This window comes from Streptomyces sp. DI166, assembly GCF_900091315.1.
In the GTDB taxonomy this organism is placed as follows: Bacteria; Actinomycetota; Actinomycetes; order Streptomycetales; family Streptomycetaceae; genus Streptomyces; species Streptomyces fuscus.
Window position 1 is genome coordinate 85,899 of sequence record NZ_FLSP01000011.1, and the last position, 24,704, is coordinate 110,602.

A 24,704-nucleotide genomic window follows, 5' to 3' on the forward strand; every position below is an offset into this window, starting at 1 on the left:
CACTACTCCCGCCTGAACAGCGCCGAGACAACAGTGAATCCGTCGACGCCTTCGTCTGCCTGCAATATCTTCACCCGAGTGAATCCGAACTCGGCGGCGCGCTTGCCGGTCCAGGTGTCCCGCGCGGCCGCTCTCATACTCATGCCTTCAGCAACGGCCTTGTTGAAAGCGCCCAGGTTGTCGCCATAGCGCCAGTAGCCCTGAATCGACTGCACCCGGTCACCGAAGTGCTCCATCACGTCCGCGAACATCTGCTTGCCGCGCAGCGGGGATCCCCGATCAGGGAAATTGTCCATCATGAGCGTCAGGTTCCCCTTGGCGTCGAGGTCGGCGATGACACCGCTTCCCGACGCCTCGTGGCTGATCGTGATGCTGTTCTCGGACTTCGATACCTCGACACCGCAGTTGTGCACCAGGGCCGTGGTCGACCCCGTCACCACGTAGTAGGTGTGGATGTCCGCAACGGTCAGGTTGTAGACCGTGGCCTGCTGCGTCCACCGCTTGACCGCCGTGACCTGGACGCGGCTGCCCGACCCGGTCTCCAGCCAGTCGCCGGACTTCAGGTCCGTGGCCTTGACCCACTCACGCAGCTCCGGCACCCAGAACGGGTGGCCGTCCGTGGCCGTTGCCTTGGCGGTCTTGGCGCCCTTCTTGCCGTCGGTGTCGATGGTGACCTCGACGAGGTTCTTCTTGCCCTTGCCGATGATCTGGGCCGTGACCTTCTTGACCGCGGTCTTGCCGGTCTCCGGGTCCTTGGCCACCACCTTGTCGCCGGGCTTCACGTCCTTGATGGGCTTGGTGGTCCCATCGGCCATCAGGACCTTGGTCTCGGGCGTGAAGCTGTTGACCCGGCAGGACTCACCGGCGCCGGAGCCGGACTGTGTGCCGTCTCCCCCGCCGCCGTCACCGTTGCTGTCGGCCTTCTTGGCGGCTGTGGCTTCGGCTTCCTCGGCTTTCGCCTTCTTCGCCGCCTTGGCCGCGTCAGCCTGTTTCTTCCAATCGGCCATGTCCTCCGTGTACTTGGCCATGGCCTTCGCGTCGGCATCGGCCCGCTTGATGATGCCCGTGGCCCAGCGGACCTCTTCCCCCCACTTGCGGTAGGCGCTCCAGGCCTTCTCCAGTGCCTTGAGCAGGCGCTTGGCCTTACCCGCGAACGGGATCGCGGCCTCCGCGGCGATCATGGCGCAGGTGCCCAGGGCTCCGTTGAGGCAGTCGACGATGTCGTTGTAGCCGCTGGCCTCCTTGACCGCCTCCTTGGCCACATGCATGACCATGTCCATCTTGGACTGCTTCTTCAGCCACCTGGCCCGCTCGACGTCCTTCTTGCTGACGCTGGGCACCGGCTTGGACGGGGCCGGAGGCGTGCCGCCGGTCAGTGCGGCGTAGGCCTTCTTGTACAGCTTGATGGCCGCGTGGATCAGCTGGGGGATCCCCCAGAACTGCCCCGACGGGTCGCTGAAGGTGACCGGGCTGTTGTTGGCGTACGCGTACGGGTTCATCGTCTGCGACTCGGCCATGTCCATCACCGGGTCGACCGAGATGAACCGTCCGATCGCCGGGTCGTACTCCCGTGCGCCGAGGTGGGTGAGTCCGGTGGACTCGTCCGTCGTTCCGCCGACGAAGCCCTTCTCGTCCGGCCACATCGACGGCTTCTTGCCGCGCGGCTCGCCGAACGGCATGAACGCGCGCCGCGTCACCGCACCCGAGGCGGAGTCGACAGCCATCGTCGCCGTGCCGTTGTGATCGGACAGCAGGTACGTCGTGGTGACCTTGCCGCCCTCGGCGGTGCGCACCATCGCCGGCCCGGCCGGGTGCTGGTAGTAGCGCGTGCCCTTGACGATGTTGCCGGACTTGTCGAGCCGTACCTCCGTACCCGGCAGGTACAGGGTCGTGCCGTTGGGGTCGCGGCGGATCAGGCGGTTGCCGCCCGCGTCGTAGACGTACTCGGTCTTCTTCGCCTTGTCGCCGGAGCCCTCGGTCACCCGCTCCAGGTGGCCCTCGACGTCCCACTCCAGGTCCTGGGTGGTGCCCATGACCGTGCGGGTGGTCGTGTTGCCGACCTTGTCGTAGCCGAAGGTGTCCTCGCGCTCGCCCTCGGGTCCCTTGGTGCGGACCTTCATGAGCTTGCTGGTGGTGGTGCCGCCCTCGGCGTACTCGTAGTCGCGGGTGACGTCCTTGGTGGTGTCACCGGTGACGTCGTGCTTGACCTCCGTCCTGCGGTTGCCGGCCGCGTCGAACGTGTACGACGTCCAGTACGGGTTGGGGCCGCCGACCTCCGGCTTGGCCGCGGGGCTGCCCGTGAGACTGGTGCACTCACCGGCCTTGGCCGACGTCCAGGCCTCCGTCATCCGGCGAAGGTAGTCGTAGGCGAAGCACTGTGTGTCGGTCGTGGCCGCCGTCGGGTTGGGGCCCTGGGCGTCCGTGATCTTCAGGATGTTGCCGGCCTGGTCGTACGCCGTGCGGATGTCGCTGATCCGGGCCGTGCCCGTGGTGCCGACCTCCTGGTCGAAGACCGTGCGCAGCGGGCGGCGGGTCTGCTCGTCGAACTCGCGGCTCGTGATGAGCTGTTTGCCCGCCGGGCCGACCCGGGTGCGGACCACGTCGCCGAGCGGCGTGTACTCCGTACCGGCCACGAACGTCTTCCCGGCCACGGCCATGGTGGTGACCATGTCGAGGCCGTTGTAGCCGACCGACGTCCGCTCCTTGGGCAGACCGGCGACCGCGGGCTGCGTCATTGTCTGGGGCATGCCGGTGGTCTTGGTGTACGTGCTGGAGTACTCGTACGTGCCGGCGAGCTTGCCCTCGGAGGCGGGGATGGTGATCTTCGAGCCGAGCGGACGGTACTCCTTGTCGTAGCCCGTGACCTCCTGCTTGTAGGCGTTGCCGTCGACGAAGCGGGTCGTGGAGACCGGCATGCCGAGTGCGCCCGGGAGGCTGTCGTAGGTCTGCTCGGTGAGCTTGCGGCCCTTGAGCGAGCCCTCGTACGTCCCGGTGACCCGGCCGAGGGTGTCGTACTCGTACGCGATGGTCTTCGCCGGGTCGCGGCCGTCGGTCGTCGTCAGGAGACGGTCGCCCTTGTCGTACGTGGACTTCGTGGTCCCCTTGTCGGGATCCTTCGACTCGTACACACGCCCGCGCAGGTCGTACTTGTACGACCAGACGTTGCCGGCCTGGTCCGTGACGGACTCCAGCATGCCGCGCCGCTCGTACGTGTACCGCGTACGGTCGTAAGCACCCGACGGGCCCTCGCCCTTGAACTGGCGCAGCTCCGTCTTGCGGCCCTGGGCGTCGACCAGGGACATCGTCGGCGTCTCGCCCTTGGGTGGGTCCACCGCGACCCAGTCACCGCCGTAGGAGGTGGTGGTGCGCCAGGTCTCCTCGCCGAACTTGCGGGCGATGGTGGCGACCGGGCGGCCCTGGCCGTCGTACTCGGTGCGGGTGGAGGCCGGGACCTTGTTGTCGTCCGAGGTCCACAACTTCGGTTCGGGGTCCAGGGAGTTGAAGTGGGCCCCGTTCTCCTTCCAGACCAGCCCGCGGCTGTCGTAGAAGGTGTCGGTGATGACCCGGCCGCCGTCGAGCGCGGGCTGCTGGGTCTGGCGCAGGCGCAGGGCGCCGTCGTAGATGTCGTACGTCACCACGTAGTCGCCCCGTTCGAGGAGCTTCTTGGTGGTGATGACGACAGGACCGTCCGGGGTGACGGTGTAGCTGAACTCGGCGTCCGGGGTCTGGGTGGCAGGGTCGCGGTCGGGCGACCAGGTCTTCACGAGCCGGCCGAGCGCGTCGTACTCCAGCACCTGGCGGCGCTTGTTGGTGTCCTCCTTGGCCAGGGCCAGGCCGCGGGCGGGGTCGAGTTCGGTGGTGTCGGTGTGTCCCTTGGGGTTGGTGACCACCGTCTTGACCGGCAGGGTGCCGGTCGCGGGCGTGTACGCGGTGCGCGTGGTGTTGCCCTCGTGGTCGGTCACGGACGTGACGCGCCCGTACTTGTCGAACGTGGACGAACCGTCGACGCGGTAGACCGGTTTGCCGTCCTTGTAGTCGGAGAGCGACTCGACCTTGGTGACGTTGTAGTCGGCGTCGTAGTGCATCACCTTGTCGCTGCCGACGTCCGCCGGGCGGGCGATGTCCTTGGCGTCGCACGCCTTGGTCAGGGTCTCCACCCGCTTCTGCGGGGTGTACACGTGCTTGGCCGCGTCGTTGACGTACTCGTAGCGGGTGCACGTCTCGTCGCCGGTCTTGCTCAAGTCGCCCTGGTCCGTGGTGTGTTCCAGGCGGCCCCGGCTGTCGTAGGCGTGCTCGACGGCGGTGCGGCGCTGGCCGCGGTCGCCCGACAGGACGGTGCGGGAGGCGACCTTCGCGGTGCCGGCCATGAACGCCTGGAGCGGCTCGGCTCCCTCGTCACGCTTGCGGGTGGCGGTGGGGCCGCGGACCCACGGGGTGTAGAGGGTGGCGGACTGGAGGGGGCCGCCCTCACCGTCGTAGTACAGCGATTCGCGGATCTGGCCGGCGTAGAGCTCGTGGTCGTCGACCGTTCCGCCCTCGCTGTCCTTGATCTTCACCTCGCGCTTGCCGCTGGGCAGCTTGTCGCCGTCCATGCCGCGGAAGTAGACGGTCTCCACCTGGGAGCGCTTGTCCGGGGCGGTGCCGACGAGGGTGCGGACCTTCTCGTAACCGCGCCACTGCGACCAGGTACGGGCCTTCTCGCTGAGCAGTTCGCTGTCGTCGTCGTAGGCCCAGGCCGGGTCGCCGAGATACTTGAACGTGGTGACCTTCGTCGGCGAGGTTCCGTTCTTGTCCTCCTCGCGGACCTCGTCGACGCGGTGCTTGTGGAACCAGTCGGTGAAGTACTTCTTCTTCAGGCCGGTTTCGTCGGTGGGGTCGGGGACCTCGTTGACGACCGGGTAGCACCGCATGGTGTTGGTGTGCGGCGCGTCCGGGAGCTTCTTGGGGCTGGTCTCGGTGGAGCACTCCGGCTTGGCGTACTCGACCGCGATGCGGGCGCCCGTCTCGGTCTGGATGGTCTCCACGCGCCAGCGCAGGAACGGCGGGTTGCCGTCGCTGTCGTTGTCGACGCGGTTGGGCAGCTGCTTGCCCTGGAAGGTCACCGGGGGCAGGGAGATCGGCGTGCCGTTCTTGCCGGTGTGCCGGATGGCACTGAGCCAGAGCGGGTAGTCCCCGGCGACGCCGCCGTCACCGGTGGACTTGAAGTCCTGCGTGAAGGCCCAGGTGTCGACCGGCTGGTGCTTGCCGTCCTTGAGGATCTCCGTGGTGATGGAGGTCAGGCGCTTGCGGGTGAAGAACGTGGGCGCGTAGCGGTCCTTGCACTCCTTGCCCGCGGCGCAGAGCTGGTCGGCGGGCACGTCCGGCCAGTTGCGGGTGACCTCCCACTTGGCCTCGGAGGTCAGCTTGCTCTCCGCGCAGTCGAACGAGGTGGTCTTGACGCAGCGTTCGGCGACATCGAAGACCACCTGGGCCGGGGCGTCGGCGAACAGGGCGTCGCTGCGCAGGCCGTAGGAGATCCGCTTGAGCCAACCGCCGCGGTCGTAGGCGCGGTTGGTGGACTTGCCCTCGCGGGTGACGTTGGAGCCGTAGTGGTTGCGCTCCTTGTCGTACCAGTACGTCATCGCGTTGCCGCGCAGGTCCACGACGTAGTCGAGGTTCCAGCGGTAGACCTGGTCGCAGACGGAGTCGGCGTAGGCGGCCTTGTGGCAGGGTTCACCGCTGTGGTTGCCGTACACCGGCACGGACCAGGCGGAGTTGGTCTCCGGCTTTCCGGACGCCCAGCCGGGCAGCCGGTCCATGCCGAAGTAGTACTGCACGCCCTCTTCGTTGGTGACGCGCCAGTACTCCTTCTCCTTGTCGCCGTTGGCGGCGCCCTTGAGGAGTTCGACACGGGAGCCGTCGTCGCCGACAGGCACCCACTTCTTGGTCTTGTCGTCGAGGACGAGCTGGGTGGAGCTGCCGTTCAGCGACAGGGTGACGACGGGCGGGCCCTGGCAGAGGTCACCGGTGGGGTGCTTGGGGTTGTTGTAACCCGAGCCCTCCTTGCGGTCGTTGGAGCAGGGCACGTACTGGCGCTCAATGAAGTTGGCGCCCGTGTCCCAGCCGTCGCCGACCCAGCTGCTCTGCTGCGAGGAGGCCGAGGAGCGGCCGTCGACACTGGCGGAGGAGTAGCTCAGCCCGAGCATCGGGCCGGGGCCGCCCATCGAGGAGGGGATGTCCATCGGGTACGACCAGGTGAAGTCGCCCGAGGAGCCTCCTGCCTGCCAGGAGCCGGAGGGGCTGAGGGAGGTGGCGCGGTAGTCGCCGGACGCGCCGTTGGGTGCGGCGGCAGCGGCGAGCACGGTGGCCCCGGCGGCGGCCCGCGTGCCGCGCTTGGCGGCGCCGGACGCCTTGGCCGGGGGCGCCGGGACGGTGGCCGTCAGGGTGCCCTTGGCCGGGTCGTTGGTGGTGGCGACGGGCGTACGGGTACGGCACTCGGCCTTCTGCGGGGTGGTCAGCGCGCAGGCGGGCAGTGCGGTGAACCGCAGTCGGGAGCCCCAGTCGCCGCCGTAGGCGTTGCGGAAGCCCTTGTAGTCGAGCTCGACGCGGACCTTCGCGGTGTCCTGTGCGCGGTCGTCGCGGCGCACGGCGAGCAGGACGCCGTCGATGCCGGCCTTGTCGGTGGTGGCGCGGTCGGCGACCTCGACCTCGGCGGTGACGGCCCGTTCGGCGGCCTTGCCCTTGCCAGGGGCCGCGGACAGGCGGACCGGCAGCTTTCCGGCCCGGACGCGCGGGGCGGCCTTGCCGTCGGCGGTGAGCCGGACCTCGGCCGTGTCGGCCTTGGGCCAGGTGACCGAGGGGGACTTGGTCCAGGTCCGCCTCGGTACCGGGTTCAGCCCGGACTTCTTCCCGGCCGGTTTGCCGGGCACATCGACGAGCTTCTGCAATTCGGGCAGGTCGCCGCCGGCCGCGCGGGCGTCGGGGGCGAGGGCCGGTAGGCCGGTCAGCAGAAGCGATGCGGCGAGTGCTGGAAGTGACCAGCGCATCGCCGTGCGTATACGTCTGCGGGCATGGCTGTGCCCACTACGTTTTGGCATAGAGAATTCCCCAGTTTTGATCCCCCGTGAAAACAGTCGAGGCGAAAGCTACCACCCGGTATCGGCCATCCTCACCCCGGTACCCCACCCCGGGGCCGGGTCGCATTCATGCCATCGGGCCTGCTAGAAAGCTCGGCGGGGGCGCGCATCCCACCTTCGTCACGTTCGGTGACGAAGCTCGGGGGCCGGGGGAAAACGGAATACCTCGTACCGGAAGCCTGCGCGCCGCCCGCGCACATCGACCAACGCACCGCAAGGAAACGGGCGGTTGAAAACCGTATGAGAAACAGACCGAGAGGGCCGGTGAACGGCCCCGGGGGAACATTCGGGAAAGCTGTTTCAGCAGCATTGCTGATATCCCTTTCAGCGGGAATGCTGACGCTTGCACCGATGGCCTCGGCGGCATCGGAGAAAACCTCCGCGAAGGCCTCGGAAAGCAAGGGCGACACCCTCGCCGAAAAGCAGCGCAAGGAGACCGAGGCGGCCGTCGAGAAGGCGGCCGAGGAAAAGCGGCGCGTCGAGATCGTGTCCGCGCGCACCGAGACGGACGAGACCTACGCCAACCCCGACGGCACCTTCACCGTGGAGCGCGCGCTGATCCCGGTGCGGGTGCGCCAGGGCGGCAGGCTCGTCCCCGTGGACACGCGGCTGTCGAAGACCGACGACGGCAGGGTCGCACCCGCGGCCAGCGGCCTGTCGGTGTCGTTCTCCGGCGGCGGTGACGGGGCCTTCGCCACCATGGTCCGCGACGGCAGGGAGATCTCCCTGACCTGGCCGGGCAAGCTGCCCGAGCCGGTCGTCAAGGGCTCCACGGCCACGTACCCCGAGGTGCTGCCCGGCGTCGACCTCACGGCCACCGCCGACGTGGAGTCCTTCTCCCATGCGCTTGTGGTGAAGACCGCCGAGGCCGCGAAGAACCCGGCGCTGGACGCGGTCACCTTCGGCCACTCCAGCAAGGGCCTGGATCTGAAGTCCGGGCCGGACGGGCGGCTGGAGGCGGTTGACCCGACCGGGACGACCGTCTTCTCGGCGCCGCAGCCGAGGATGTGGGACTCGGCGGGCTCGGAGGAGTCGGCCGCCGGTGCGCCCAAGGCCGCGGCGACGAAGTCCTCCAAGGCACGCTCGGCAGCCAGGTCCGCGGCCGCGCCGCGCCCCCTCGCCGAGACCCTGGACGGCGCCACGGAGGGCTCCCGGCAGGCGGGCATCGGCGTCGAGCTGACGAAGCGCAAGCTGACCCTGCGCCCGGACCTGCGGCTCCTGAAGGACCCGAAGACCGTGTTCCCGGTCGTCATCGACCCCGTGTGGGCGAAGGACGCCTGGAAGAACGCCTGGTCCATCGCGTACAAGCACACGGCCTACCCCAACTCCGACGACACCGTCTACTGGAACGGCGGCACGATCTCCGACTTCGCGCGGGTCGGTGTCGCCAACGACACCCAGCGCGGCGGGACGGTCCGGGCCAACAGCTACTTCCGGGTCTCCACGTCCAACACCTGGGGCAAGCAGATCATCCGCTCGACCCTGCGGATCAAGCAGACCCACGCCGGTTCCTGGTCCTGCAAGTCGGGCGCCGTTCAGGTGCGCACGATCGGCAAGACCCTTCCCACCAACATCACTTGGAACAGGCAGCCCAAGTGGGGCGCCCTGGTGGACTCCTCCGGTGAATCATTCGGCGGCCGCAACTGCCCCGCGGACAAGGCCGGTCTCGTCGAATTCGACGTGACCGACGCGATCAGCAAGGCGGCCAAGGAGAAGTGGGGTTCGTGGGCTTTCGTCATGTCCGCGAAAAGTTCGGAAATCGACGTCTCCTGGCGGAAGTTCGACCCGAACTCGGTGCGTGTGTCGACGTACCTGAACACGGTTCCGGCCAAGCCGAGCGGACGGTCCACCGACCCCTCCGTGCCCTGCACGGGCGGCACGTTCGGCACCACGGACTACGTCACTCTGCGTGCGAAGGTGAACGACGCCGAGGACAACAACCTGGTGGCGGAGTTCCACTACGCGCCGAAGGGCGACGACTCCCCCACCACGGCCAAGGTCAAGGCCAGTCGCGGCTCGGTCGCGAGCCTGCGCATCCCCACCAAGAACCTGGCCTCCGGCACATACTGGTGGGACGTCAGGGCCAGTGACGGCTCCGCCAACGGCCCCTGGGCCGGCCGGTGCAGCTTCACCTACGACAAGACGCGTCCCGCGAAGCTCCCCGGTGTGACCTCGGCCGAGTTCCCGCCGGAGAAGGACGGCAACCCGGCGCGCACGGCGGGCAAGTTCCTCTTCACCGCGGAGGGTGTGAACGACGTCACCCGGTACGTGTGGTGGACCGACTCCGACACCCGGGAGAAGTTCGTCGACGCCACCAAGCCCGGCGGCCCGGCCAAGGAACCGGTGACCTACACCCCGCTCAACGCCGGTCCGCAGTACCTGTACGTCCGCAGCCTGGACGCGGCGGGCAACCGGTCCGACCTCAGGACGTACCTGTTCTACCCGACGCGCGCCCCGCAGCGGGACGAGCCCGGTGACCTCAACGGCGACACCACCGTCGACCTGTGGACCGTGGACCCCGGCGACGGCGCCCTGTGGATCCATCCCGGCCAGGGCAACGGAAAGTTCGGCGTCGGCCGCCGCGCCGACGAGGAGTCCTTCGGCGACACCGTGACCACGCACCGCGGCAGCTGGAACGAGGACTACTACGAGGACCTCGTCGCGCTGCGGCCGGGCCTGGAGGACCCCGGGATCAAGGAACTGTGGGTCTACACCAACCGCGGTGACGGCGAGCTGGGCGGCGAGGACACCGGACGCTGGCCGCTGGAGGTCGCCGTCGAGGACGCCAACCACTGGAGCAACGCCGACCAGGTGCTGTCCGTCGGCAGCGTCAACGACGACAACGCCGACGGCAAGGTCGACGCCGACGACGCCCCCGACCTGCTGGTCAAGGCGGGCGCCGAGCTGTGGCTCTACCTGGGCAGCCAGGGCAGCCCGCTCATCGACGAGGTCGAGCCGGTCTCGCTCGGCAACGCCGACTGGCAGAACATGACGCTGCTCGCCCCCGGCGACCTCAACAAGGACGGCCTGCCCGAGCTGTGGGCGCGGGACGTCAACAGCGGCAGGATCCACCAGTACACGAGCCGCAAGAACCCGGTGCAGGACGACATCACCGCGGCCGACCTGAGCGTGTACGCGGACCCCGCGCCGCGCGCCACGTCCATCGGCAGCGGCTTCACCCGCGCCGCCCACCCGCACATCGGCACCAACGGCGACTTCGAGGGCGACGGCTTCCCGGACCTGTGGTCCCGGGACGGCGAGGGCAAGACGGTCGAGTTCCCCGGCCGCGCGCTCACCGACGGCTCCGCCTTCGGCCCGGCCCGTCCGCTGGTCACCGGCGGCACGCCGTGGGGCACCTGTGAGACCTTCGAGTCGAAGGCCACCGGCAAGCGCACCCTGTGCGGACCGATCCTCGCCAAGTACAAGGCGCTGGGCGGCCCTTCGGGCTTCGGCTACCCGAACACCGACGTGGTCACCGCGCCCGACAAGGTCGGCCGGTACACCCACTTCCAGGCGCCCGGCACCACCGCCAACAACCGCTCCATCTACTGGAGTCCGGACACCGGCGCATGGGAGGTGCGCGGCGCGATCTGGACCAAGTGGACCGCACTGGGCCGCGAGGGCGGCAGCCTCGGCTACCCGACCTCCGGCGAGCGCCGCACCAGCGACGGCATCGGCTGGTTCAGCACCTTCAGCAAGGCCGGCAAGGGCAGCGCCATCTACTACTCCTCCGACACCGGCGCCCACGAGGTGCAGGGCGCCATCTACAGCCGGTACCTCGCGCTGGGCGGTCCGCAGCGCGTCGGCTACCCGATCGCCGCCGAGAAGGCCACCACGCCCAAGGCGGGCCTGTTCCAGCGGTTCCGGTTCCGGGACGAGGAGACGCACAGCACGGCGATCTACTGGAGCAAGGCGACCGGCGCCTGGCCGGTCCACAACGCCATCATGCGCAAGTGGACCGAGCTGAAGTCGGAGAACAGCTGGCTGGGCTTCCCCACGTCCGGCGAGTATCAGGTGACCGGCGGTATCCGGACCGACTTCGAGAACGGCTACGTCCGCTGGAACCGCACGAGCGGCACGACCACCGAGCACAAGCCGGACGACCGCACCGCGCACCTGCGTACGGACCTCGCCGGTGATGTGAACGGCGACGGCCGTACCGACATGATCACGGTCTACGACTACGGCAACGCGTCGACCGGCATCCACGTCCTGACCGCCGAGCCCGACGGAGGTGTGCGCCCGCCCAAGGAGGTCTGGACGAGCAACCGGGGCAGCTTCGACGCGGGCCGCGCCAAGTGGGCAGCCGGGGACGTCAACGGCGACAAGCTGACCGACGTCGTCGCGTTCTACGGCTACGCCGACGGGTCGGTCGCCATGTGGACGTTCGTCACGCAGCAGGACGGCGGCTTCAAGCCGATCAAGAGCGCCGTCATGCCGCCGAAGAGCTGGTACATGGAACGGGTGATCTCGGTCCAGGCCGGTGACGTCAACGGCGACGGCCGGGCCGACATGACGGCCGTCTACGACTACGACGACGGCCAGATGGGCCTGCACAAGTTCCTCGGCCGGGCCGACGGCGGGTTCGAGAACCCGGTGCGCGGCTACAACTCCGGGGACGGCAACTGGTGGGCCAAGAACGCCCACTACACGATGGGCGACTCCAACGGCGACGGCCGGGCCGACCTGATCGCGTTCTACGGTTACAGCACCGGCGCCGCGGCCCTGTGGACGTTCGTCGCCAAGCCGGACGGAACGCTGGACAAGCCGTCCAAGTCGTGGAACGTGGAACCGGGCACCTGGGAGCGCGACCGCGTCGAGCTGACCAGCGGCGACTACAACGGTGACAAGCGCACCGACGCCGCGGTCATGTACCGGCACGACAACGGTGTGACCTCGCTGCACACCTTCCCGGCGCGGGCGGACGGCGGCTTCGGCGCGCCCCTGGCGGGCTACAAGTCCCAGCCGGAGAACTGGTACGCCAGCAGTTCGGGGATGCCGGTCTCCGGCGACGCCGACGGCGACGGCCGGGCCGACATCCTGATCATGTACAACTACGCGATCGGGGCCACCCGCGCGTTCACCTTCCCCGCGAAGGAGGACGGCACGTTCGACAACCCCCAGCGCTCCTGGTACGCGGAGCCGGGCACGTGGTGACACCGTGGTGACACCCAGCGGGTGAGTGACAGCCGCCGGACGCCTGTACGGGTGTCCGGCGGCTGTGCGGGTGTCCGGCGGCTGTGCGTTGACGGGAGCAGCCGGTGAAGACAGGGGCGGCATGGTGCCCCCACGCACCCCCACCCCCCAAACTATGTAGCCCCACCACATGTGCCCCCGACCTGGCGCTTCCTACGGTGTGCCGACACGTACCCGTCCCCACCGCACACGAGGAAGTGGCGCACATGGCCTCCGCAGCAACCGCTCCCCCACCCCCCGGCAACCTGAAGCGCATCGTCGCCGCCAGCCTCATCGGGACGACGATCGAGTGGTACGACTTCTTCCTCTACGGCGCCGCGGCGGCGCTGGTGTTCAACACCCTCTTCTTTCCGGACTCGGACCCGCTCGTCGGCACCCTGCTCTCGTTCCTCACCTACGCCGTCGGGTTCGCCGCGCGGCCCATCGGTGCGCTGGTGTTCGGGCACTACGGTGACCGGCTGGGGCGCAAGAAGCTGCTGGTGCTCAGTCTGTTGATGATGGGCGGTGCGACCTTCGCCATCGGGTTGCTGCCCACCCACGCCACCATCGGCACCGCCGCTCCGGTGCTGCTGACCGTGCTGCGGCTGGTCCAGGGGTTCGCCCTCGGTGGTGAGTGGGGAGGCGCCGTGCTTCTCGTGTCCGAGCACGGGGATGCCAAGCGGCGTGGTTTCTGGGCCTCCTGGCCGCAGACCGGGGCGCCGGCGGGGCAGTTGCTCGCCACCGGTGTGCTGGCCGCGCTCACCGCGCTGCAGAGTGAGGCCGCCTTCGAGTCCTGGGGGTGGCGGATTCCCTTCCTGCTCTCCGGCGTGCTGGTGATCGTCGGGCTGTGGATCCGGCTGTCCGTCGACGAATCGCCCGTGTTCAAGGCCGCGTTGGCGCAGGCCGAGGCGCGCAAGGCCGAGCAGGTCGCGGAGAAGATGCCGCTCGTCGCCGTGCTGCGGCACCACTGGAAGGACGTGCTCATCGCAATGGGGGCGCGGATGGCCGAGAACATCTCGTACTACGTGATCACGGCCTTCATTCTCGTCTACGCCGTCGAGCACACCGGTTTGGAGAAGCAGACCGCCCTCAACGCGGTTCTTATCGCCTCCGCCATTCACTTCGCCGTGATCCCGGGCTGGGGTGCGCTGTCCGATGTGTGGGGGCGGCGTCCTGTCTATCTCATCGGCGCCCTTGGGATGGGAGCTTGGGCGTTCCCCTTCTTCGTCCTCGTCGACACCGAGAGTTTCGGGATGCTCATCCTCGCGGTGACCGTCGGTCTGGTCTTCCACGGTGCGATGTACGCACCCCAGGCCGCCTTCTTCTCCGAGATGTTCGCGACGCGGATGCGCTACTCCGGCGCCTCCATCGGCGCGCAGTTCGCCTCCGTGGCGGCCGGCGCCCCGGCGCCGCTCATCGCCACCGCGCTGCTGGCCGAGTCCGGTGGGTCGACGCTCATTTCGCTCTACCTGCTCGCCGCCGTGGCCATCACGCTGGTGGCCATCCTCGCCGCCCGTGAGACCCGGCACCGGGACCTCGCGCAGATCGGTGCCGCGCCCGTCGAGCAGGACGTGCCGGATCCGGCTTCGGTCCACTGACGCCGCCTCCACCCGTCAGTCCCCGGCCGGGATGCCCGGTCGGGGCTGCTCATCCTCTAGGTCGTCTATCCGGTCAAACGGTGCAGCCTCAGGGCCAGTTGGATCTGCAGCACCCGCTCCGGGCTCTGCCAGTCCTCGCCCAGCAACCGGCCTACGCGTTCCAGGCGCTGGGCGACGGTGTTCACGTGGACGTGCAGGTCGTCCTTGGTGCGGGCGGGGCTCATGCCGCTGGCGAAGTAGGCGTCCAGCGTGCGTACCAGGTCGGTGCCGCGGCGGGCGTCGTAGTCGACGACCGGGCCGATGGTGCGGTCGACGAAGCCGGTGATGTCGCGGTCTCCGGCCAGCAGGAGCCCTACGAAGCCGAAGTCCTCCGCCGCCGCGCCGTCGCCGCGACGTCCGAACAGGCGCAGGGCGTCCAGGCAGCGGCGGCCCTCCTCGTAGGCGGCGGCCACGGTCTCGGGGCGGGTGGCCAGGTTCTCGACCGGGGCGGAGGCGCCCACGGTGACCGGTTCGTGGACGGCCGAGCCCAGGTGGTGGGCGGTGCGGCGGGCCACGGCGGTGGCGGAGTCGCCGGGCTTCAGGGGCAGCAGCAGGACCGTGCCGCCGTCCCGCGCGGCGGCCAGGCCGTGCCGGGTCGCGGCGAGGTGGGAGGCGGCGGGACCACAGGCGGCGGCGGGCGGCGGCCTCCTCGTCGGCGCCCGCGGCCTGGCTGTCGAGGCGGGCGGCGAGCACCACATGGGTGGCGTCGAGGTCCGCGTCGAGTCGTGCGGCGCGCTCGCGCAGCAGGCGGGGGTCGCGGTCGCGGCCGTTGAGGAGGTCGTCGAGGAGTTCGCCGCGGACCCGCTGTTCGGCCTCCGCGGCCGAGCGCCGGGCGAGCAGGAGAAGTGAGGTGACCATCGCGGCGCGTTCCAGGGTGCGTTGGTCGACGGGGTCGAGGCCGGGGTGGCCGTGGAGGACCAGCGCACCGAGGAGTTCGCCGCCCGCGGCCACGGCTGCGATCCAGTCGTCCTGGTGCCGTACGGCGTGGCCCTCCGCGCGGGAGGTCTCCAGTGCGTCGGTGGGGGCGGTCTCGGTGAACTCGACGGTGCCGTCGAGGACTTCGGAGACCGCGGCGGCCACGTCATGCACCCCGCCGCCGCGCAGCACCAGTTCGGCGAGCCGGTCGTGGACGTCGGAGGCGCGCTCGATGACCCCGCTGCGGTCCCCGATGATCTCGTTGGCGCGCTCCAGGTCGGCGAGGGCCGAGCGGGTCTCGGTGAGGAGGTTGGCGGTGTCGATGGCGGCCGCGGCCAGGGCGGCGAAGGAGCCCAGCAGGGCGATCTGCTCCCGCTCGAAGACCCGGGCCCGCCGGTCCGCCGCGAACAGCACCCCGATGACGGTGTGGCCGAGCATCAGCGGCACCCCGCAGATCGCCACCAGCCCCTCGTCGCGCACCCCGGAGTCGATGCTCGCGGTGTGCCGGAACCGGTCGTCCTTGAAGTAGTCGTCGGTGACGTAGGGGCGGGCGGTCTGGGCGACGAGGCCGCCGAGCCCCTCCCCCATACCGAGCCGGAGCTGCTGGAAGCGGGCGGCGACCGAGCCCTCGGTGACCCGCATGTAGGTGTCGCCGCGCTTGGGGTCGTTCAGGCTGAGGTAGGCGACATCGGTGCCGAGCAGTGAGCGGGCGCGCTGCACGATGGCCTGGAGCACGGAGTCCAGGTCGCGCAGGCCCGCCAGGTCGTGGGCGGTCTCGAAGAGGGCGGACAGCTCGGCCTCGCGCCTGCGCCGTCCCTCCAGTTCGGAGCGGACGCGCAGGGCGAGGAGCTTGGCCGATTCCAGCGCGGCGATCCGTTCGGCGGGCTGCCCCTCGGCGCGGGCGAGCAGCACCGGCTGCTCGTAGGCGTCGGCGGAGGCACCCCTGGCCAGCAGTTCGAGGAACGGCATCTCGGCGCCGCCGCTCGCCACCACCGGGCCGGTCGAGTACGACGTCTCCGCGCCGCCGCCCGGCAGCGGGCCGCCGCCGGTCGAGTACGACGTCCCGGCACCCCCACCCGGCACCGGGCCGGTGGCGTGCTCCGCGGACTGCGCGTGATCGCTGGACATGGTCACAGGATTCCTCATCCCACGGCCGCCGGGTCAGCCCCTGTGGACAACTCTTGTCCGTGGCCGTTCAGTGCGCGGTCCAGCCGCCGTCCAGGACGAGGGACGTGCCGGTCACAAAGGATGCCTGCGGACCGCACAGGTACGCGACGGCCTCGGCGACCTCGTCCGGTTCGATGAGCCGCTTGAGCGCGCTGTCCTGGAGCATCACCTCGGTCAGGACGCGGTCCTCGGGAATGCCGTGGGCGCGGGCCTGGTCGGCCACCTGCTTCTCGACCAGGGGAGTGCGCACATAGGAGGGGCACACACAGTTCGAGGTCACGCCATGGGCGGCGCCCTCCAGGGCCGCGGTCTTGGACAGGCCCTCCAGACCGTGCTTGGCGGAGACGTAGGCCGCCTTGTAGGCGGAGGCGCGCAGTCCGTGCACGGAGGAGATGTTGACGATACGGCCCCAGCCCTGGCCGTACATATGGGGCAGGGCGCCGCGGATGAGCCGGAACGGGGCCTCCAGCATGACGGTGAGCACCGTGTGGAAGACGTCCGGCGGGAACTCCTGAAGCGGTCGTACGAGCTGGAGTCCGGCGTTGTTGACGAGGACATCGGTGCCGGCCGCGGCCAGTTCGGCGGCGTCCAGGTCGGTGAGGTCGAGGGGGTGGGGCTCGACGGTGCCGGCGAGGCCGCGGCACTGCTCCGCGAGCCGTTCCAGGCCCTCGGCGTCCCGGTCCACCGCTCTGACCTTGGCCCCGGCGGCGGCGAGCCGCAGCGCGCAGGCGCGGCCGATACCGCCGGCGGCGCCGGTCACGAGCGCGGTGCGGCCACCGAGATCGAGCGAGGGGGCGGAGGGTGCCGGGAGGGCCTTGGACGGGGTCATGCCCCGACCCTAGGCAGCGCTCCCGCCCCGCCCCATGTGGTCGCAACCCATACTTCAGTCGGTGCCCATAGGTTCGAACCATGTGGGTTCGTCGGACAGTGCCTGCTTGATCCGGAAGAGCTGGGTCTCGCTCAGCGGCGGCAGCGCGTCCACCGCGAACCAGCCGACCTGGAGCGACTCGTCGTCGTTGACCCGGGCCTCGCCGCCGACCGCACGGCAGCGGAAGCAGACGTCCATGAACCGGCAGATGTCACCGTTGTCGAAGGTGACTTCCTTGCCCGACCGCACCAGCACGATCCGCTCGGGCACGCAGTGCACGCCCGTCTCCTCGTACACCTCCCGCACGGCGCACGCCGCCGGCTGCTCGCCGGGGTCCGGGATGCCGGAGATCACCGCCCACTGCTGGTTGTCGGCGCGCTGCCCCAGCAGGACCCGGCCCTCGTCGTCGAAGACGACGGCGCTCACTCCGGGCAGCCACAACAGCTGGTGCCCGGCGGCGGCCCGGATCGTACGTATGAAGTCAGGTGTAGGCATGCCTCGACCCTAACGGCCCGGTCGGGCACGTTCTCGGCCTGAAGGGCCGAGCGGGCAGACCGGCCTCAAGGGCCGGTCGGGCACAGGACGCCCTCGCCCCTCAGCCCTCGCCCCTCAGCCGTCAGACCTCAGCCCTCAGCCCTCGCCCCTCAGCCTTCCGTCCCGCCCTGCCGCCTGCGCATCCCGGACCCGATCGCCCACCCGAGCCCGCCCGCGGCGACGAGCACCAGGGCCATCTCCGGCAGGATGCCGAGCTCGGTGGCAGGGGTCTTGGAGGAGCGCAGCGGCACCTTCTGGACGAGCGAGTCCGCGACGAACATGCCGGTCTTCCGGCTGACCGACCCGTCCGGCAGGATGATCGCGCTGACCCCGCTGGTGACCGGCACCGTGACGGTCCGGCTGTGCTCGACCGCGCGCACCCGGGACATGGCGAGCTGCTGGTAGGTCATCTCGCTGCGGCCGAAGGTGGCGTTGTTGCTGGGCACCGAGATCATCTGGGCGCCGTCGGTGACGGTGTCCCGCACCGCCCAGTCGAAGGCGGCCTCGTAGCAGGTGGCCAGGCCGACCTTGGCGCCCTCGATGTCGAAGACGCCCGGCTTGCCGCCCCGGCTGAAGTCCTGGCGGACCATCGAGGTCCACTCGGAGTTGATCGCGCCGATCACCGTCCGCAGCGGCAGGTACTCGCCGAAGGGCTGGATCTGCCGCTTGTCGTACGTCTGGAGCGGGCCCTTGGCCGGGTCCCACAGGATCTGCTCGTTGAGCAGCTTGCCGTCCCGCTGCACCACGCCGCCGACGGAGATCGGCACGCCGACGGCCTTGGCCGCCCGGTCGATGACGTCGCGGGCGTCGTCATTGGCGAAGGGGTCGATGTCGGAGGAGTTCTCCGGCCACAGCACGAAGTCGGGCCGGTCGACCTTGCCCGCGTCGACGGCGGCGGCCAGCCGCTCGGTCTCCCGCGCGTGGTAGTCCAGTACGGCCCTGCGCTGGGCGTTGAAGTCCAGTCCCGCGCGCGGGACGTTGCCCTGGATGACCGCCACGGTCACGGTGCCGTTCTCGGCCTTGTCGCTGACCAGCGGGCGGGCGGCGAGCGCCCCGGCGACGGGGACGGCGACGCTGAGCAGGGCCACGGCCGCGGCGGAGCGCTGGACGGCGCGGGTGCGCCGCCGTTCCACGGCGAGCCGGACGACCTCGCAGAGGCCGAAGCCGCACAGGACGACCGCGAAGCCGAGCACCGGGGTGCCGCCGACCGCGGCGAGCGGCAGGAAGACACCGTCGGCCTGACCGAAGGCGATCTTGCCCCAGGGGAAGCCGTTGAACGGCGCACGCGCGCGTGCCGCCTCTCCGGCGGTCCACAGGGCCGCGGCCCACAGGGGCCAGCCGGGCAGCCGGGAGACCGCGGCGACACCCGCGCCGACCAGGGCGACGAAGATCGCCTCGATGACCACGAGCGCGAGCCACGGGCCGGGGCCCACCTCCACGCCGGTCCACACCAGCAGCGGCAGCAGGAAGCCCAGCCCGAACAGGTAGCCGAGACCGAGAGCCGCCTTCCAGCTCCGGCCGCGCAGCACCCAGCCGAGTCCGGCGAAGGCGGGCAGGGCGAGCCACCACAGGGTGCGCGGCGGGAAGCTGACGTAGAGCAGCACTCCGAGGAGGGCTGCGGAGAGAGCCGGTAGCAGGCGTACGAGCCGGGCCCCGCGCGGGGCGGGCGCGAGCGGTGGTACCTGGTCCGACTCGTCCACGGAGGTTGCGGTGACGGTCACTCCGGGAGTGTACGGCGGTTGACCTGGGCGCCGACAGCGCGGTCCGTGACGGCGGCCGGTGACGCCCTCGGTGTGCTGCATCGCTCCTTCCCGACACGTCCACAAATCGTCCATCAGCCGTTACGGTGTGCCGAGCAAGAGTCGTACGAGCCGGTCAGGGCCGGTGACGGAGCGTTTCGTCGCCGCTGGGGGACGGCCGGGTTGCGGGGGTCGGTCGGGGTGGGTGCCACACGAATGACGTCTGCGGCCGGTTCCCAGGACGTCGGTGAGAGACGAAACGTTTCTGACGCGGCGGGTGTCGTGGTGCTCGGTGCCTGCGCCACCTGGTCCCTGGTCACCGCGGCCGTGCACGACGGGCGCCCCGAAGGTGTCCTGCTCGCGATCCTGGCCGTCGCCGCCGGGTACGCGGCCGGGCGTATCGGCGGAGCACTGCTGCCGGTGGCCGCGCCCTGTATCGCCGCCCTCGCCGGTACCGGCCTGGCGATCACCCTGCCCCGGCTCGGCCCGGACCCCGCCATCGTCCCGCCGCTCGGGCACGCCGGTGCCACCGCCGCCCTGCTGACCCTCTCCGCGGGCGCCGCCTGCTGCGCCGCATGGGCCGCCCGCGCCTCCGCCCTTCGGCTGGCGCTGCGACTGCTGGCCGCCGGTATCGCGGTGACCGCCGCTGTACTCGGCTCCACCTCGGGCATGGTCGTCTGTGCCGCGGTGCTGCTGTGCTCCCTCGCGGCGGGCCGGATGACCCACCGGGGGCTCGGCATCGCCGGGCTGGCCCTGGCCACGGGCCTGGTGACCACCCTGACCTGGGCCGTCGCCGGGAACGCGGTGCCCGACGGACTCGCCGCCTCGCTGGAGGGGCAGCTCACCGGGCAACGGATCGACCTCTGGCACGACGCGCTGAGCCTGGCCGAGCGGGACGCCGCCCTGGGCGTGGGCCCGGGACGCTTCGGCGAGCTGAGCGCGACGGCGAGCAGCAGCCTGCTCTCCGACGGCAAACCGCACTCGGCGCCCTTGCAGCAGGCCGCCGAGCAGGGCCTGGTCGGGGTGGTGCTGCTGGCGGCGGCGTTCTGCTGGGTGCTCTTCGCGCTGTGGCGCGCCCCGCGTCCGACCCCGGTCGTGCTCACCGCCGGAGCTGCCCTGACGGGGCTCGCGGCGATCGCAGCGGTCGGAAACGCGCTCAGCTTCACCACGGTGTCCGTGGGCGCGGGCCTCCTGGCCGGCCTGGCCACGGCCCGCCCCCTGCCCGACCCGTCCCCCACACCGGCCACGGAGTCCCAGCCCCGCCGTACGGCGTGAGGTCAGGTGGCGCCGGGCGTGCCCGAGCCCTGCCCCCGGCAACCCGGCCCTCACCTCCGCCGCGGAAGCCAACCCCACACCGACGGCGCGAGATCAGCCGACGCCGGGCGTACCCGGGACAACTGAAGCCCTGCCCACTGCGCACGGCGTGCCCGGACCCGCCCGGGACCCCTTTGAGCGCACGGCAGCATCAGCGACCCGGCCCCACCCCCCGCCAAAAGATCAAGCAGTCCCAGGCATCCCCGGACTCAACCGCGCCCTGATCACCCGAACGGCCGACTCGGCGTCGTCGATGGTGATCGTGAACGTGTGGCCGTCCCAGAGGCGCAGCACGATGCCCTCGCCGCGGCGTACCACCACGGCGGTGCCCTTTTCGGGCCGCCAGCGGTAGCCCCAGCCGCCCCAGTGGCGCGGGGTGACCAGGGGGGCGAAGTCGGCGCCCGCCACGTGGGAGAGCGGGATTCTGCGGCGCGGCACACCCATGTGGCCGCAGCGCACTTCGAGGCACTCCGTGTCGACCTTCAGCGCGACGTGCACGAAGGCGAGGGTGCCGAACAGGACCAGCAGGCCGGCCGCGATGCAGCCGACGACGGCCATCGCCAGGGGGGCGACGCCGGAGGTCCAGGCGGAGTCGACGGCCAGCTCGATGCCGAGCGCCATGCAGGCGGCCCCGGCCAGGGCCAGCAGCCACTGGACGCGGTTGGTGGCCCGCCCGGTCCAGACGTCGGGGTGGGGGGCGTGCTCGCCGTGGGGGTGGTCCCTCATGGCAATGAGGTTACTCATGTTTCGCTGTGCGGGTACCTCGTCGCACAGCGTGACCGGTACGGCTCGTCGCACAGCGTGACCGGTACGGGCGGCGCCCGGTCACGAGGCGGGGGTGACCGCCCGGAGCAGCTTGCCCTCGTCGTAGGCGAGGGCCGGTGCGGGCAGGCTGCCCTCGCGTCCGCTCAGCAGGACCGTGAGGGTGCCGGTGGCGTCCGCCTCGGGCGCGGGCTGCTCTCCGATGCGGCGCAGCGCCTGGGCGGCGACCGCTCCGGCGGAGCCGTGCAGGACCAGCGGGGGGTTGCCGGGGCGCTGGACAGCGGCGCGGATGCGTTCGGCGACCAGTTCGTAGTGGGTGCAGCCGAGGACGACGGTGGTCACGTCGTCGGGGGTGAGCGCGGCGGCCGCGGCGACGGCGGCATTGATCGCGTCCTCGTCGGCGTGCTCCACGGCCTCGGCGAGCCCGTAGCAGGGCACCTCGGCGACGCTGACGCCGCCCGCGAACTCCTCGATGAGCCCGCGCTGGTAGGTGCTGCCGGTGGTGGCGGGCGTGGCCCAGATGGCGACGGGACCGCCGCCCGCCGCGGCGGGCTTGATCGCGGGGACGGTGCCGATCACCGGGATGCCCGGCTCCAGGCGGGTGCGCAGGGTGGCCAGGGCGTGCACGGTCGCGGTGTTGCAGCCGATGATCAGGGCGTCGGGCCGGTGGGCGGCGGCGGCCTCGGCGACGTGGGTGGCACGCTGGATGAGGTCGTCGAGCGTGCGCACGCCCCAGGGCATGCCGTCGGGGTCGAGGGAGAGCACGAGATCGGCGTCGGGCCGCAGCCGTCGTACCGCGGCGGTGGCCGCGAGCAAGCCGATTCCGGAGTCCATCAGCGCGATCTTCACCCGGCCACGATAGACGATGGCCCCTTACCGGCCCCTCCCGTGGGGCAGACTGCGCGGGTGAGCGCCTTCGTGTGGATCGCCCTCGGATCACTCGCCGCCTGGCTGTGGCTGTTGCTCTGCCAGGGCTTCTTCTGGCGCACGGACGTACGGCTGCCCGCCGGGCGCGAACCACGTACGTGGCCGCACGTGTGCGTGGTCGTCCCGGCCCGCGACGAGGCGGCGGTGCTGTCCGACAGCCTGCCCTCGCTGCTGGCCCAGGACTATCCGGGGCGGGCCGAGGTCTTCCTCGTCGACGACGGCAGTACGGACGGCACCGGCGAGCTCGCGCGCGCGCTCGCCGAGCGGCGGGGCGGGCTGCCGCTGACCGTGGACTCGCCCGGTGAACCGCCCGCGGGCTGGACGGGCAAGCTGTGGGCGGTGCGCCACGGCATCGCACGGGCACGCGCGCGTGGCCCCGAGTACCTGCTGCTGACGGACGCGGACATCGCGCACGCGCCGGACAGTCTGCGCCGCCTTGTCGCGGCGGCGGACGCCGTTGGGTTCGACGCGGTGTCGCAGATGGCCCGGCTGCGGGTGGAGAGCGTGTGGGAGCGGCTGGTCGTCCCGGCCTTCGTCTATTTCTTCGCGCAGCTCTACCCCTTCCGCCGGATCAACAGGAAGGGGACGCGTACGGCCGCCGCGGCGGGCGGCTGTGTGCTGCTACGCGCGGAGGCGGCCGAGCGGGCGCGGATCCCGGAGGCGATCCGGCACGCGGTGATCGACGACGTGGCGCTCGCCCGCGCGGTGAAGGGCGGCGGGGGGCACATCTGGCTGGGTCTGGCCGACCGGGTGGACAGTGTGCGGCCGTATCCGCGGCTGCACGACCTGTGGCGGATGGTCTCCCGCAGCGCCTACGCGCAGCTGCGGCACAACCCGCTGCTGTTGATCGGTACGGTCGCGGGGCTGGTGCTGGTGTATCTGGTGCCGCCCGTGGCGCTGGTCGCGGGTGCGGCCGCCGGGCAGTGGGCGGCCGCGGTCGCGGGCGGGGTGGCGTGGTTGGTGATGGCGGGGACGTATGTGCCGATGCTCCGTTACTACCGGCAGCCGCTGTGGCAGGCTCCCCTGCTGCCGTTCACGGCCTTCCTCTATCTGCTGATGACGGTCGACTCGGCGGTGCAGCACTACCGGGGGCGCGGCGCGGCCTGGAAGGGCCGCACCTACGCACGTCCGGGGGCGGTGCCCGACGAGGGCTGAGCTACTTGCGGCCGGGGGTCCAGTTCATGCCCCAGCCGTAGGCGTAGTCGACGGTCCGCTGCGGGCTGACCCCGCGCTCGGGCACCAGGTAGCGGGCCTCGCGCTGGACGACGAGGTCGTTGCCGGTGTTGGTGATCAGGGCCAGCGCGCACACGGTCGACGGGACGGTGCACTCGTCGAGGGAGAAGTCGATGGGGGCGCCGAACTGCGGGGTGAGGGTGACGGTGGCGTGCAGGTCGGCGAAGGAGCGCGCGCCTTCGTAGATGGTGACGAAGACCAGGATCCGCCGGAAGGCCTGCTGGTGGTCGAGGTTGATGGTGAGGTTCTCGCCGGTGGCGACGGCGCCGGTGCGGTCGTCGCCGTCGAGCAGGATGAACGGCGGCTGGTGCAGGGAGCCGAAGGCGTTGCCGAGGGCCTGGACGACGCCCTTGCTGCCGTCGACGAGTTCGAAGAGGGCGCACAGGTCGAGGTCGAGGTCGTTGTGCATGGCGACGGGGCGGCCCAGTTTGCTGGCCCAGCCCGAGAACTGCTTGCGCACCTCCCAGTTGAGGTTGACGCGCATGGCGCCCGAGGTGCCGCCCTGCTTGGTCAGGGAGACGGTCGGGGCGGCCTTGGTGAGCGTCACCTTGCTGAGACTGACGGGGGGAGCCTGGGGCGTGGGCGGGGCGGTGGGGGGCATCGCGGGCGGGGGCGGCACGGTGACGGGGGCGGCCGGCATCTGCGGCATGGTCGGCGTCGGCGCGGCCGGAGCCGGTGCGGCGGGTGCCGGTGCGGGCTGCTGGGGCTCGTCGACGGTGATGCCGTAGTCGGTGGCCAGTCCTTCCAGGCCGCTGCTGTAGCCCTGGCCGACGGCGCGGAACTTCCAGGCGCCCTGGCGGCGGTAGAACTCGCCGAGCACGAAGGCGGTCTCCACGGTGGCGCCGGTGCTGTCGAAGCGGGCGACCGAGGTGCCCTGGGCGGCGTCCTTGACCTCGATGGCGAGATCGGGGACCTGGCCGAAGGAGCCGCCGTCGGCGGAGGCCGCGAGGATGACGGTCTCGATCGCGGGCTCCACGCGCGCGAGGTCGACGAGGAGGGTGTCGGTCACCCGCCCGCCGATGTCCTTCTTGCCCTCGTGCCGGACCGCGTTCGAGGCGTGCACCGGCTGGTTGTAGAAGACGAAGTCCGCGTCCGAGCGGACCTTCCCGCCGACCAGCAGCAGCGCCGAGGCGTCCGCGTCGGGCACCCCGGGGCCGGCACGCCAGCCCAGTTCCACCCGGAGTGCCGTGGTCGGCACCGGAACGTTCGATCCTTTCGGCATTGACATGTCCGCCCCCATCACGTGTCAGCGCGCCAGGTCGAGCCCCGGCCGGTCCGTCGGTTCCGTTCTGTGGTCCCGTTTCCTCGGGCCCGTACA

At 70.9% G+C, this 24,704-nt stretch carries 11 protein-coding genes and 1 pseudogene; 4 read left to right on the top strand and 8 right to left on the bottom strand.

Features of this window, described 5'->3' with window-relative positions; all coding sequences use genetic code 11:
- Nucleotides 1-2: 2 nt before the first annotated feature.
- A complete protein-coding gene (locus GA0115233_RS08360; protein WP_093719472.1) occupies nt 3-7,025 on the bottom strand; it encodes a polymorphic toxin-type HINT domain-containing protein in 7,023 nt (2,340 codons plus the stop codon).
- A gap of 441 nt (nt 7,026-7,466) precedes the next feature.
- Between GA0115233_RS08360 and GA0115233_RS08365 the strand changes: the two genes are divergently transcribed.
- Together GA0115233_RS08365 and GA0115233_RS08370 are read left to right on the top strand one after the other, a co-directional pair.
- Nucleotides 7,467-12,272, top strand: coding sequence for an FG-GAP-like repeat-containing protein (locus tag GA0115233_RS08365; protein ID WP_093719473.1), 4,806 nt, complete (start codon nt 7,467-7,469; stop codon nt 12,270-12,272).
- A 245-nt stretch (nt 12,273-12,517) separates the two neighbouring features.
- Nucleotides 12,518-13,888 (top strand): MFS transporter, encoded by a 1,371-nt coding sequence (locus GA0115233_RS08370; protein ID WP_093719474.1) that lies wholly within the window; start codon nt 12,518-12,520, stop codon nt 13,886-13,888.
- Nucleotides 13,889-13,953: 65 nt separating this feature from the next.
- Here GA0115233_RS08370 and GA0115233_RS08375 read toward each other — a convergent pair.
- The 4 genes and pseudogenes from GA0115233_RS08375 to lnt all read right to left on the bottom strand — a co-directional run bounded on the left by GA0115233_RS08375 (nt 13,954) and on the right by lnt (nt 19,132).
- Nucleotides 13,954-15,811 (bottom strand): annotated as a pseudogene (locus GA0115233_RS08375) (helix-turn-helix domain-containing protein).
- Between the two features lie 226 nt (nt 15,812-16,037).
- Nucleotides 16,038-16,838: a 3-hydroxybutyrate dehydrogenase gene (locus tag GA0115233_RS08380; protein ID WP_093719475.1), complete on the bottom strand. Its 801-nt coding sequence runs from the start codon at nt 16,836-16,838 to the stop codon at nt 16,038-16,040.
- A 54-nt stretch (nt 16,839-16,892) separates the two neighbouring features.
- Nucleotides 16,893-17,372, bottom strand: coding sequence for an NUDIX hydrolase (locus GA0115233_RS08385; protein WP_093719476.1), 480 nt, complete (start codon nt 17,370-17,372; stop codon nt 16,893-16,895).
- A gap of 149 nt (nt 17,373-17,521) precedes the next feature.
- A complete protein-coding gene (gene lnt, locus GA0115233_RS08390; RefSeq protein WP_093719477.1) occupies nt 17,522-19,132 on the bottom strand; it encodes an apolipoprotein N-acyltransferase in 1,611 nt (536 codons plus the stop codon).
- 234 nt (nt 19,133-19,366) lie between these two features.
- Between lnt and GA0115233_RS08395 the strand changes: the two genes are divergently transcribed.
- A complete protein-coding gene (locus GA0115233_RS08395) occupies nt 19,367-20,425 on the top strand; it encodes an O-antigen ligase family protein (protein ID WP_093719478.1) in 1,059 nt (352 codons plus the stop codon).
- A gap of 222 nt (nt 20,426-20,647) precedes the next feature.
- Here the strand turns inward: GA0115233_RS08395 and GA0115233_RS08400 are convergent, their stop codons facing one another.
- Both GA0115233_RS08400 and GA0115233_RS08405 read right to left on the bottom strand, forming a co-directional pair.
- Nucleotides 20,648-21,190: a hypothetical protein gene (locus GA0115233_RS08400; RefSeq protein ID WP_093719479.1), complete on the bottom strand. Its 543-nt coding sequence runs from the start codon at nt 21,188-21,190 to the stop codon at nt 20,648-20,650.
- Between the two features lie 99 nt (nt 21,191-21,289).
- Nucleotides 21,290-22,075 carry a glutamate racemase gene (locus GA0115233_RS08405; RefSeq protein ID WP_093719480.1) on the bottom strand — a complete coding sequence of 262 codons (786 nt, stop codon included), beginning with the start codon at nt 22,073-22,075 and terminating at the stop codon, nt 21,290-21,292.
- A gap of 57 nt (nt 22,076-22,132) precedes the next feature.
- Here GA0115233_RS08405 and GA0115233_RS08410 point away from each other — a divergent pair, with 57 nt between their 5' ends.
- On the top strand, nt 22,133-23,308 hold the full coding sequence (locus tag GA0115233_RS08410; RefSeq protein ID WP_255310092.1) for a glycosyltransferase: 1,176 nt from the start codon (nt 22,133-22,135) through the stop codon (nt 23,306-23,308).
- 1 nt (nt 23,309) lies between these two features.
- Here GA0115233_RS08410 and GA0115233_RS08415 read toward each other — a convergent pair whose 3' ends face one another.
- Nucleotides 23,310-24,608: a TerD family protein gene (locus tag GA0115233_RS08415; RefSeq protein WP_093719482.1), complete on the bottom strand. Its 1,299-nt coding sequence runs from the start codon at nt 24,606-24,608 to the stop codon at nt 23,310-23,312.
- Nucleotides 24,609-24,704: the final 96 nt, after the last annotated feature.

Bases quoted from the DNA above. Each gene is read 5' to 3' on its own strand.
- GA0115233_RS08385 (WP_093719476.1), bottom strand. From the start codon at position 17,372: ATGCCTACACCTGACTTCATACGTACGATCCGGGCCGCCGCCGGGCAC.
- GA0115233_RS08415 (WP_093719482.1), bottom strand. From the start codon at position 24,608: ATGCCGAAAGGATCGAACGTTCCGGTGCCGACCACGGCACTCCGGGTG.
- GA0115233_RS08370 (WP_093719474.1), top strand. From the start codon at position 12,518: ATGGCCTCCGCAGCAACCGCTCCCCCACCCCCCGGCAACCTGAAGCGC.
- GA0115233_RS08365 (WP_093719473.1), top strand. From the start codon at position 7,467: ATGGCCTCGGCGGCATCGGAGAAAACCTCCGCGAAGGCCTCGGAAAGC.
- GA0115233_RS08360 (WP_093719472.1), bottom strand. From the start codon at position 7,025: ATGCGCTGGTCACTTCCAGCACTCGCCGCATCGCTTCTGCTGACCGGC.
- GA0115233_RS08380 (WP_093719475.1), bottom strand. From the start codon at position 16,838: ATGACCCCGTCCAAGGCCCTCCCGGCACCCTCCGCCCCCTCGCTCGAT.
- GA0115233_RS08395 (WP_093719478.1), top strand. From the start codon at position 19,367: ATGACGTCTGCGGCCGGTTCCCAGGACGTCGGTGAGAGACGAAACGTT.
- GA0115233_RS08400 (WP_093719479.1), bottom strand. From the start codon at position 21,190: ATGAGGGACCACCCCCACGGCGAGCACGCCCCCCACCCCGACGTCTGG.